At 46.5% G+C, this 11,825-nt stretch carries 7 protein-coding genes; all 7 read right to left on the bottom strand.

Translation table 11 applies throughout. The features are described from left to right. Positions 1 to 61: 61 nt before the first annotated feature. The 7 genes from F1644_RS00220 to F1644_RS00190 all read right to left on the bottom strand — a co-directional run bounded on the left by F1644_RS00220 (position 62) and on the right by F1644_RS00190 (position 11,764). Positions 62 to 1,141, bottom strand: coding sequence for an ATP-binding protein (locus F1644_RS00220; RefSeq protein WP_118302554.1), 1,080 nt, complete (start codon positions 1,139 to 1,141; stop codon positions 62 to 64). A 102-nt stretch (positions 1,142 to 1,243) separates the two neighbouring features. Next, positions 1,244 to 2,716, bottom strand: a complete 1,473-nt coding sequence (locus F1644_RS00215; protein ID WP_118302556.1) for a DUF5691 domain-containing protein — start codon at positions 2,714 to 2,716, stop codon at positions 1,244 to 1,246. Then, complete coding sequence (locus F1644_RS00210) at positions 2,700 to 4,031, bottom strand: SWIM zinc finger family protein (protein WP_118302558.1); 1,332 nt, start codon at positions 4,029 to 4,031, stop codon at positions 2,700 to 2,702. Before F1644_RS00210 ends, F1644_RS00215 begins: the two co-directional genes overlap by 17 nt. Before the next feature lie 181 nt (positions 4,032 to 4,212). After that, positions 4,213 to 5,580: a TlpA family protein disulfide reductase gene (locus tag F1644_RS00205; RefSeq protein ID WP_118302560.1), complete on the bottom strand. Its 1,368-nt coding sequence runs from the start codon at positions 5,578 to 5,580 to the stop codon at positions 4,213 to 4,215. A gap of 2 nt (positions 5,581 to 5,582) precedes the next feature. Beyond that, on the bottom strand, positions 5,583 to 6,551 hold the full coding sequence (locus F1644_RS00200) for a hypothetical protein (protein WP_118302562.1): 969 nt from the start codon (positions 6,549 to 6,551) through the stop codon (positions 5,583 to 5,585). An 11-nt stretch (positions 6,552 to 6,562) separates the two neighbouring features. After that, positions 6,563 to 8,131, bottom strand: coding sequence for a RagB/SusD family nutrient uptake outer membrane protein (locus F1644_RS00195; RefSeq protein ID WP_118302564.1), 1,569 nt, complete (start codon positions 8,129 to 8,131; stop codon positions 6,563 to 6,565). Between the two features lie 12 nt (positions 8,132 to 8,143). Beyond that, positions 8,144 to 11,764, bottom strand: coding sequence for a SusC/RagA family TonB-linked outer membrane protein (locus F1644_RS00190; protein WP_229782378.1), 3,621 nt, complete (start codon positions 11,762 to 11,764; stop codon positions 8,144 to 8,146). Positions 11,765 to 11,825 lie beyond the last annotated feature (61 nt).

The raw sequence follows: 11,825 nt of genomic DNA, 5'->3' as shown, positions 1-11,825 counted from the left end.
CACCGAATCGGAAATCACTAAATCACCGAATCAATCCGACTTCTAAATCTAAAACTAGTCACTATAACATTTCCCTAGATGCCCTATAAATGTCCTTCCAGCCATCGCGTCCCTTCACGACCGTTTCAAGGTACTCCTGCCATATCACCTGATCCTGCACGGGGTCCTTCACAACCGCCCCGATAATTCCCGATACAAGGTCCGTGGCGTTTAACCGACCATCACCGAAATACCCGGACATGGCCAAACCGTTATTCACGACGGAGATGGCCTCGGCCGTACTCAGCGTACCACTGGGAGTTTTCAACTTGGTCTTACCATCTTCGGTTGCTCCCCGACGTAACTCCCGGAAAATGGTAACCACTCGGCGAATCTCTTCCAATGCAGGTTTCTCTGCCGGAAGGTCCATAACGGCCTCGAAACTCTCCACCCGGCGACGCACGATGTCGATTTCCTCGTCGATCGTGTCGGGCAAAGGCAGGATTACCGTGTTGAAACGGCGTTTTAGAGCGCTTGACAAGTCATTTACACCCTTGTCCCGGTTATTGGCAGTAGCGATCACGTTAAAGCCCCTGATAGCCTGTATTTCACGATCCAGCTCGGGAATAGGCAACGTCTTCTCGGAAAGAATCGTGATCAACGTGTCCTGAACGTCCGAACCGACACGGGTCAACTCCTCGATGCGGGCCAGTTTACCATCCTTCATTGCACGCATAACGGGAGTTTGTACAAGAGCCCCCTCGCTGGGACCTTCGGCTAATAACTTGGCATAGTTCCACCCGTAACGAATAGCCTCCTCGCCCGTCCCTGCCGTTCCCTGCACGATCAGGGTAGAATCACCGGATATAGCCGCCGCCAGATGCTCGCTTACCCAGCTCTTGGCTGTTCCCGGTAGACCATACAACAACAATGCCCGATCCGTAACCAACGTGGCCACAGCGATCTCCATCAAACGACGATGCCCGATATACTTCGGGGTCACCTCGAAACCGTTTGCCAGTTTCCCGCCCATCAGGTAGGTAACCACCGATTGCGGGGATAGTTGCCAATTTTCCGGTACTTTATTTGTCTCGTTTTTCTTTAACTCGTGCAACTCTTCCTCGAATTGCTGTTCCGCATGTTGTCTTAATAATAAACCCATATTTTTTCTTTTTGATATTTGTCTCTTATACCCAAACAATTTTAGATGAAAGAATCCTTTAAAAAGAGCCAGCCCCGTGCGGCTGAAATCTAAAATCTAAAATTAAAACGCCTGTATTATTTCCTTTTTCATCAATAACAGTTGTTGCAAACGAACCGTGAACTCCCAGTGGCTGGCACTACTCTCCCGTGACGTCCCTAAAGTGGACACGTAATCATACATCGAGGCAGGAAGGCGTAAAGCCAGCGCCTCGCAGGTCGGACGGTCATAATAACAATAGTCCATGGCGTAAATCATCTTCAACACGCCCCGGGAGAATTTCTCTCCCCACTCGCTATCGTCCTCGTCGAACCATTGACTGATGTAAAAATTCCGGTCGGCTTTCCCGCTTAAATTCAATTGCTCCCGCTGTTCCACGGATAATAAGGGAACCAATTGCATCAAGTCGGGAGACTGAAGTACCCGTTCATCTTTCAGCACGTGGTAGGCCCAATCCCGATTTTTATAACCCAGTATCGTATCTGTCAAGTAAATATGTTTTGAAAAAGGGGGTGATTTACGCATCCGCTGGGCTGCCGTCTCCGGATCACAATCGAAAAACTCGCACCAAAAGGACAAAGGCATACATTGTGCCATTTGTCGCAGGATATAATCACTGTCGCTCTCGCCTTTATTACTACTCACTTCGTTTATTCCTAACTTCTTGAATTCTTCCGTGTAAGCAATCGGGTCCACAGACCAACCAAGCAAACGACGATAATGCAAATGTTTCTTTAACGTCTCGGCAAACAAGTGCAAGATTCGGGATTCCGGGATCATACGTAACAAACGTAGGGCCTCGTCCCGCACGGTAGAACTCCGGTCACCACCCCGTACTTCCTCTAAAAAATCCTCATCCGCTACCGACAAACCGGTCTCCAGACAAGCCAGAAACTCCGCACGATGCTGGGCAGACTCGTTTTTCCATTCAGCACGTAACATCTCGATACCCCGGGCAGGATTCTCACGACGTACCCGTGAAAGTATCAGTTTTCGATCGGCATGAGTGGCCGTTTCCCACGTATCCTCATCCTCTTCCTGCAAAGCGGCATATCCCATAATGGGTAATAACCAACGCCCCCGGTTACCCACCAGCGAGATCAGTAATTGCCGCTCCCGTTTTGCCGTCTGGCTCCCCGGCTGAAAAACTCGTGCCAACACTTGCGGCAGATATTCCGGCGGAATCAACTGTTCCCGCTCTGCCGCTTTCCGGTACCAAAAAAGCAACATATTAGCATACTTTTCCCCCAGCAAAATACTTAGTATCGCAGCCGCTTTCTGACCGACATAAGGCCGCATTTCCGGCCCAGCCTCTGAAACCGGAACAGGATCTTTTAACTTCAAAGGTTCCAAACCCGAACGATAGTAAGCGAAAAAAGCCGCAGCCCCCTTATAGAAGACCTCCTCCCCGTCTGTAGCGTTCTCTTTTACCCGCTCCAACGTCCCGGCAAGATCTTCCGGTAACTCGCCGGAAGTCATCTCCCGGTTAGCCGTTCCCAACAAGGCTATATTTATGACATTATCCGTTATACTCATTGCTTAACGTGTAATATTTATCCTCTATCCATAACGATAACACTCTCCATGACCGCTCCCCGGCAAGGAAGAACCCCGTGAATTCCCGTCCGCCGGTCACGGCAAAACCTTTCAATTTGCCGGCCTCTCCCAAGGTTAACGGAATCAGATACTCGTTGCTATCCTTAATCCACACCTGTTTTTCGTGCATCACAAGACGCACCTCGCTAACCAACACGGGTACTTCATACGTGAAAGGATTACGAGTCATACTCTCCCGATAGACCTGCATGGCCTCTGCCAATCCCGCACAACATCCTTTTCCGGATGGGATAAAGGGTTCTCTTGTACCTTTCTGTTCACGGAATAATACCCGAGTCGGAGTCACACCCTTGTAAAATGTCACATCTGCCACGACAACACTACCTGGTAATAAAGCGGTTTCCGCCAAAGCTCCCGGTGTTAAGAATTGCAAGAAGAGCGCATACCGACAGGTCTGTCGGCCGTACAACCAATTGTACTCTACCGTCAACCGGTCTTGTTGCAGACTTTCCGAGGCAACAACCAACCAATCGTCGGAAACCTGTTCCCCGTTAGCCAACACCTCCTCCTTGGCCTGCGGGTATCCCACGAGAGTACGGATTTCATCCTGCCATTCCGGGGACAACTGATCGAGGTGCTTGTAGCTTTCCGCCACGAGGTACGCCCGGCTTGCTCCCGCCGTCAGCTCGTACTTCCAGTCCTCACCGAAATAATGAATCTCCTGTAACTGCCGCATCATCCCCGCCAAACCGGGAGCCTGTGCATCGACCATACGCTTGGAAATCCCGGCAAACAGGGCTTGCGCCCGCTCCGGAACATTCAACAGACCACTTCGCACGAGGTCCTTCAACCATCCCTGCAAATCGTCCACACCGTTCAATACCTTTTTGTGTCGAGCCTCCTGCCTCTTCGCCTGAGCCTCTACATCCACGGGTTTATCCGCTTTTTCCTTCTTCTCCACCGCTTTTCCCGCACGTTTCTCCAACCACTCCTTCACCCAATCGGGTTCTTCCCCTGTCGTGAATAAATCCGGCTGAGAAGCATATAAAAATAAAAGCCCCAAGCTATGTTTACAAGGAAACTTATGGCTGGGACACGAACATTTGAAAGCGATATTCTGCAAATCGACCTGCGTCTGGTAGGGATTCTTACCACTTCCCTGACAATGCCCCCATAACGCCCAGTCACTCGCTCCCCGCAACACCCATTTCGCTGCCGAGGCCAATCCCTTCCCGGCTTTCACGGATGCCGCATCCGGGGCCAATTTTATAATTTGATCTTCTGATAATTGCATGTACTCTAAATTTCAATATCCATTCCGACAAATTTAACGCTTAATCCGAGACTTGAAACACCTTCAACCATTATCTACTAAAAAAAGATTCAGGTATCAGCCATTTTACGGCTAAAACCTGAATCTTTGCATGACCAGAAAAATGTCCAAACGCGGTCTCATTTCCGCATATACTTCATGGCTATTCGTTTGCAACCTGCTCTAACAAGGTCTCTATCCCGTCCATTGTCGGCGTGGGGGCAAATGCTGCACGTATCTTAAAATCTTTATCAATCAGTATGAAACGAGGAATCCCGCTGATCAGGTATTTCTTCCGGAAAGCTTTATCCCCGGTATGCATTTCCAACACGTTTTTCGCCATATCCTTTCCCCGCAAATACGTTAACCACGGGGTAACCCGTTTATCAATGGAAATAGAGATAAAGCGTATATTTTTCCCCTGAAACTTCACGGCCAGCTCATGAAAAGCGGGCGCCAAAGCCTTACAAGGATTACACCAAGTGGCCCACACGTCGATATACAGAGGTTCCCCCTTATAATCGGAGAGTTTATGCACGTTACCGCTCGTGTCACGAAATTCGAAGTCCATAACATCTGCTCCCGTCAATAAGTTGCGTTTCTCGCTAATCAGCTCGTTCACCACACGCAGAACAACACTATCGCTTACTTGCGCAGGTAGTTCTAAAAGTTCTTGACTGTACAAACGTGTCGGATCATTCAATAGTTGCACCAAGGCATACTCATCGTTGAAAAGATGATACCCCATCCGTTCCACGAAATCTGTCCCGGCAAGGTAGACAATTCCTGACAAGGTTTGAGTAACCTGTCGATAGCCCAGTACATCATTCTCGTTATAACGACGGCATATCCTGCGGGCATCTTTTAGAAAGTCTTTCAAAAACATCCCCTTGAACGACTCATGCCACACCTCGAAGTTCGCAGGCATAAGCTCGTTTTTCTTTCTGTAAGCAATCGTCTGGTAGTAGTTCATTAACGTGCCCAGCGCCAAGAAATCAAGTCGAATTCGAGAGGCAGCGATAAAAGTTTCAGACGCAGAGGCCCTTTTCATTGTTCGTTTCAACGAGTCAACGTTAGCAAACACCTGTCGACGAAAATCCTGATAAGTAAGCGTGTCGGTAAATCCCGCCGGGTAGAGCATCGTGCCGGAGAGGAAACAGGACTGGTTTAGCCAAGCATTTTCCGCTGACAAATCTCCCTCGAACCGTGTTTTCCAGCGCTCTCGGGAGTTGTAATCCACTAGGATCTTGTTGCCGGGTTTCACGAACAAGTTCAACCCGCCCCAATCATACAGACGGTAATACTCACCTTCCGGGTCAGCGACCTCAAGCTCGAACACAAGTGAATCTCCCGACAACATACGCTCAGGCAAAATCATGTCGTACTTCGTCTCCTTCAGTAGTTCTGCAGGGAAACGCTTAAAGACGGGATTCGATTTAAAGACCACCCTCGCATTCTGCGAGAAGGTGGTCAGCACGCACAATACCCCACATAAGAGAAATGGGGTTCTTTTATACAAGTATCGCATCATGTTTACTTCAATTTAAATCCAATCTCCCCAAGGATCTCGCGTATGATAGCAAATTTCTCCAACACTTTCGGGTAGTCTGCGTATTCCGCCTTGAAATCGTTCTCTCTATAGGATACCGCTGCCATAACGAAATCTTCAACGTCAGCATCTTCGCCCCCAAGTGTATAATACCAACTGCCAATTTCAGAACCGTCAATATAGTGATATTTAGAACGATCGAAATCCAAAAAACCATACGTTTCCCAATGGGCTGGTTCCAAGCAGGAGAGATCCCCCGGATAATAAGGAGCCCTCACCGACATTTCGTAAAAGCTTCTCTGCGTGGTAGGATCGTAGCTAACCCGTTTGAAGTCTGTTAAGCGATCAGAAGGGTTCTTTGCCAAAAAGTTCAATGTCATGTAAGTAATAATCTCCCCTGCCCGTTCCACTTGCTCTTCAACGCTCATATCAGCAATCAACGGAATATCCGCTACTGCAAGCGTTTCCATTCCCTGATGCATTTTTAACATTTTTTTCTCCCCTCCCTCTCTTTCTTGCTCATAGAGCGAGTCCAGCAAGAGAATGGACTGGATGTAAAAACCATCCGGCACCTCAGGTAAAAACACCTCATCCACGAACTTGATGCCCGCCAAGCGGTCCGTCTCATCACGTATCAAGATACGTTTTTTATTGGTGACGCTATTCAAATTAGCAGGATTGTTCATATTATAATTTAAGTCTAGTACTTTATGAAACACGATGATATTACCATCGTGATCAGTCCCCCGTTCCTCACTTCCAATCGTGTCGTGACAGAATACGGGGATACCCCACTCGGTGTACACCTCGTAGGCGGCGTGTTGCACTCGATCGGCAGAATCATCCTCAAGTTGAAACCAATTCTTACCCGCAGGAGACGGTGTTAAGTCATTTTCTTTGCTACATCCTGTTACGAAAAACAGGATTCCGAGAAGTAATATATAATATTTCATTTCCAGTAAGATTAAAAACGTTTAAACATTTCTCTCTGCGGGCGAGTGGCATTATCCACCATATTTCCCTTATTAAACTCAATCACGGAACGCGGAATCGGGATAACGTAGGCGGGTTCTTCACCATACTCGTTCAGGCGGTAGCTTCCTAAATACTCACGGGTCCCCGTCGTGTTATTATAGAAATAGTAATCGTGTATGATCTGTTTGGTATAAGGATAGACTGAATTCACGGCATAACGGCGCAAGTCGAACCAGCGATGCCCCTCGAAACAGAGTTCACGGCGGCGCTCGTCACGAACGAGCTGTACCAGCTTCTCTCCCGTTCTCTTATCGAGCGGAGTATATGATCCCTGTTTCATTCGTTTTACCCGTAACTCCTCAATCAAATTCATCGCCTCATCCTCACGAGAAAGCATGGCTAAAGCTTCTGCCTTGTTCAGAAAAACTTCAGATAAGCGTAACAAACACTCGGATGATACCATCCCGTCCTTATCATCCACGAGTTTTCTCACCTTGTATACAGCATTCCAAGGATCCTTATATATACCCAACCACGAACCGAAACGCAAATCATTGCCCAGTTCTTTACTAAACATGGCTACCAAGTCGTCCGACACGTTGAAATTACTCATGTCGGTCATATCCGAAAGAGAATTTTCAAAACAATTACCACCTTGCGAAAATATCGTTTCTGGAGAATCTTTATAAGTCACGCTGACCCCCTCGTTTATTGTACCCCAAGAGTCCGGCTGCACAAGAGCAAAACGTTCGTTATAATCAAGTAAGGAATAATTGCCTTGCAACACAGAATCAGCGGACGCGATTGACTTGTCGTACTGCTCCATGTAGAGGTACACGCGACTCAAGAAAGCGTGAGCAGCATGGAATCCGGCACGATAAACAGTCTTGTGTTTTTTGCCTTTCAGTAACCGTGCAGCCTCAGTAAGATCTTCCGTGATACGGGCGTACGTTTCTTCCATCGTGTTACGCTTAAAGTAGATATCCTCCACGTATTCCGTAGTTTTCACAGGAACACCCAAGTCGGTGGATGCAGTAGCTTTTGCATAAGGTTTCGCATAAAGGTTGACCAAGTAAAAGTAATATACCCCACGCAGAAAATAGCATTCTCCCTTGATGCGGTCAATCTCCCCGGGAAGATCGTTATTTATCTCTCCAGTCTTAGAAAGGATAACGTTCAAGGAATTGATGTGTTTGTAGAGGCGTTTCCAATCGACATCGTCCACCTCTTTTCCCTCACGCATATAAGGGTATTCACTCCAAAGGTAGAAATCAGCAAAGTTGGTAAACACGGATCCATCGGCACTCCATCCCGTGGATATTTGTGCAATGTCGTCATCCATTACATGCAACCAAGGGAAATAGTAACCATCTGAATTTCCTAATGAAATCAGATCTGTCGAAACTTTCATATAACCGTCTCCGATAAGAATCTCATCCAAGTCTGCAGCCGTTTTTGCATAAGTCAAATCCTGAGAATATTCCTCCAAGAAAGAGTCACATGAGCTGAAAAGAAACAGAAAGCAGGTGTAACAAGTTATTATTATATTGTTTTTCATAGTATTATCGAATTAAAAAGTGACACCTAAATTAACCGAGTACGAGGGACGAATGGAGAGGTTCAACTGGTCGGTCGTTCCCGATTGCGTGGGATCCTGTCCCTTGAGCTTAGAACTACAAATAGTAAATAGATTGCTCCCGGATACACCGATGTACGCCGATTTCAGTAACAATTTCTTGCAGAATTCATCGGGCAAGGTGTAATTAAACACGAAAGATTGCAGTTTCAAGTAATTACCGCTCACGGTGCGAATATCAGAGTTATCATACATCTGCCAAATATTATCAGCAAAGTTTATGGAATTGTTATTCCCCGTCTTCCACCAAGGACGCAAAGTCGAGGCATACTCGCTGTTAGGTAATAAGCCGGGAATGTTGGTGTGTTTCTCGTCCCCCGGACGCTGCCAACGTTTCACGAATTCCCGACGTACGTTTCTCTCAGGAAGCGGGGCAACGGTGGTTCCGTTGCTGTTTGCCCCATAAAGGCGCATCAACCGGATCTTAGAACCAAAGGAATACGCAAAGTTCAAACTTAACGACATACGCTTGTAGGAGAATGTGTTCGTCACACCACCTTGTAGCACGGGCACACGGGTACCGGAAACTTTCATCACCCGGCGGAAGACTTCTTCCCGGTCCATCTCCAAATACTCTTCCTCGTGTTCTTTTTCCACATCGTAGTACATCGGGCGCCCGTCCTCGGGAGAGAGGCCCATGAATTTATAAGAGAAGAAGGTGTTCAAGGGTTCGCCCTCGATCAAGGCGGAACCGTCGAGGTAGTTGGTATAGAATATCTCATCCTGTTCTTTCTCAAAGCTATTGTTGTTTACCGCTTTGGTCAACAAGGTGTTCAGCACCTGTCCAATCTGCGGGTCAATATCCCAGCGAAAACCACCAACTTCTCCTCCGGCTTTGAACGGAGTAAAGTTGAAACTGATCTCGAATCCCTTATTTTCAAGCGTACCTGAGTTGATCACGTAGGTTTCTACCCCGTTGATGTCCGCCACGGTCTTACTCAAGAAGGCATCCTTCGTTTTCTTGTAGAAATAGGACAAGGTTCCCCGAATGCGATTGTCCAAGAGTGCAAAATCCACCGATCCGTTGAAGGCTCCTGTTTTTTCCCAGCGTAAATTGGGATTCGGGTAATGCTCGATATTGGACTCGTATTCTTCGAAATAATTATTCATGTTGCCCTTCTTGATGATCAACTCAGGCGTCTGATTGCTCAGCATATTTCCTTGGTAACCGAAAGAACCGCGCACGGACAAACCATTCACCCAACTAATGTCTTTCAAGATATTGGCTTTCATATCCCAGCTTGCCGAAACGGACCACACGGGCAATATTTTTTCATTACTACGATCCCCAAACTTGTTGGATGCATCTGCTCGGGTGTTGAAATTGAATGAATAAGCGTTATTCAACGTATAAGTCAACGTGAAATAAGCGGACATTTCGTTCTGTATGTTATCCGTGACAATACTCCTAGCATTTTCGTCTTTCATTTTCCACTTGGTAAACTCCGGATACACATCCGGGTCAATCTCTGCAAATATCTTTCCCCGCTCGGGTAGATAACCGCGGTGTGTCTGGCGTTTCCCGTCGTATTTAGAAGAGGCTAATTCAAACCCTAATGCAGCATTGATCAAGTGTTTGCTGTCACAATCCAAGAATTTTGTGAAGTCAAATTGTAAACGGGTTGTGTAATTATCATTGCGAGTAAAATCTTCACGGTACTCGCCCCCCACGGGCAAGAGACTCTTGGATTTCATGTCGGTAGTCAATTCCTCTCCATAGTTCGTTCCCCGCAGGTTAGAGGCGTAAAACGAGTTTGCATCAATAAATGTTTCCTGCATGGTATTGTTGATACTATAAGAAAATATAAATTGCGTTTTCAACCAATCGTTGAAACGGTAATTCAAATTCATATTTAAAGTTACACCGGAGCTGTTGTACTCATCCCGGTAATTTTTCATCTCGTGCAGGGCGTTAAAAGCCAATGGCAATCCGGCACTAGCATTCGATGTACCCTCTACATCATAGAAGTATAAACTGCCATCCTCGTTGAACGCCGGAATGGCGCGAGAGGTATTGTAAGCATAATCCAAAATATTCACCTCGCTGTTCACGTATTCTCGCACACCTTTATTGGCCAGCATACCGAAAGAGAAGATAAATTTATTGAAGTTCCCGTTGACGTTCAAGCTCGCAGAGTAACGATCATTTTTCTCTCCCTTGATAACCCCTTTCTCGTTGGAATATCCCAAGGATGCATAGTAACGTACATTCGAACTACCTCCCGACAGGCTTAACGTGTGACTATTGGAGAACACGTCCTCCGTGATCAAATCGAACCAGTCTGTATTCACGGTTTCCAGTCTTGCCACCTCGTCTGTAAATTGTTGATAGGTATATATTCCGTTGTTATACTTTTCCAAGGCACCCTCGTAACCTACCCAATTCTTGATTGTCGGGTAGGATAATCCTTTCTCTATGATTTCCTTAGAATAAGCGATGCGCTCTTTGGAGTTCATCAGATAGATACTCTTGTCCGTGTAACGGGGACGGGCAGTAAACTTACCGTTCATGCTATACGTCACGGAAGGAGGACCCGCCTTTCCTTTCTTAGTCGTGATATTAATCACCCCGTTTGCCGCTTTCGCCCCGTAAAGAGCCGTAGCAGAGGCATCTTTTAGGATGTCGATACGCTCGATGTCTTCCGGGTTAATACCGGAAATCGCATTACCGACCAGATTCACGAAGTCCAAATTATTAATCAATGAAGGACTTACATTCACCGGATCACGTAGCACGATACCATCCAATACCCACACAGGTTCTTGATTACCGAGGATAGTTGACGTACCACGAATACGCAATTTCGGGGCCGCACCTACCTGCCCGGAATTTTGCATGAATATCATTCCCGGTACGTGCGATTCGAGTAACTGATCTATCGTCTGAACCCCGGGAACTTTGATCTTGTCCATTTCAATAGACTGAACGGCACTCGTGTTTTTCCGGCGATCGATGGTCTGGTAGCCCGTTACAACGACCTCCGACAATTCGGACTGTTCCTCTTTCATCACAACATTGATCGTATCTTGTCCCGTGTACTTCACCTCCGTTGTTTCCATCCCGATGAATGAAAAGAGCAAAGATACATCCTTTATTGTTGGTAAAAGTAAAGAGAATCGACCATTCATATCAGTAGCTGTCCCCAAAGTTACCCCTTTTACCACAACCGTTACTCCGGGCAACGGCATCTTTTTCTCGTCCGTCACGACACCGGTAATCTTTTGATTCTCAACTTGTTTCCCCACCACGGGACTTTTCTGTAGCTTAATGATCACCAGATTATCTTCCATCAAGTAAGTAAATAAAGTTCCGGCAAAACATTTATCAAGAATCTCTTGAACTGTCACATTTTTCATCTTCAGTGATACAGGCGCCGCTTTTTTCACGGCATCACTATCGTATACGAAAGCGAAACCACTCATTTGGCGGATTTGCACAAGGACATCTATCAATGGCATTTTGTCCACTGAAATATCCATTTTTTTCTGTTGTTGTGCATACGTGGAGACAACACTCACATTCATAAATAGGAATAAAGCTAACAGCGTTTTCATAACAATAGGTTTTCGTGGTAATTTTCTAGGAAATAAACCACCATTCCAAAGATTTTTTTTC

Origin of the sequence: Butyricimonas paravirosa (assembly GCF_032878955.1) — a bacterium.
Lineage (GTDB): Bacteria > Bacteroidota > Bacteroidia > Bacteroidales > Marinifilaceae > Butyricimonas > Butyricimonas paravirosa.
The sequence above is the reverse complement of the archived record's forward strand: the minus strand, read 5'-3'. Positions and strand labels throughout refer to the sequence as shown.

Coding starts and splice junctions, on each gene's coding strand:
- F1644_RS00205 (WP_118302560.1), bottom strand. CDS start 5,580: ATGATGCGATACTTGTATAAAAGAACCCCATTTCTCTTATGTGGGGTA.
- F1644_RS00190 (WP_229782378.1), bottom strand. CDS start 11,764: ATGAAAACGCTGTTAGCTTTATTCCTATTTATGAATGTGAGTGTTGTC.
- F1644_RS00215 (WP_118302556.1), bottom strand. CDS start 2,716: ATGAGTATAACGGATAATGTCATAAATATAGCCTTGTTGGGAACGGCT.
- F1644_RS00195 (WP_118302564.1), bottom strand. CDS start 8,131: ATGAAAAACAATATAATAATAACTTGTTACACCTGCTTTCTGTTTCTT.
- F1644_RS00220 (WP_118302554.1), bottom strand. CDS start 1,141: ATGGGTTTATTATTAAGACAACATGCGGAACAGCAATTCGAGGAAGAG.
- F1644_RS00210 (WP_118302558.1), bottom strand. CDS start 4,031: ATGCAATTATCAGAAGATCAAATTATAAAATTGGCCCCGGATGCGGCA.
- F1644_RS00200 (WP_118302562.1), bottom strand. CDS start 6,551: ATGAAATATTATATATTACTTCTCGGAATCCTGTTTTTCGTAACAGGA.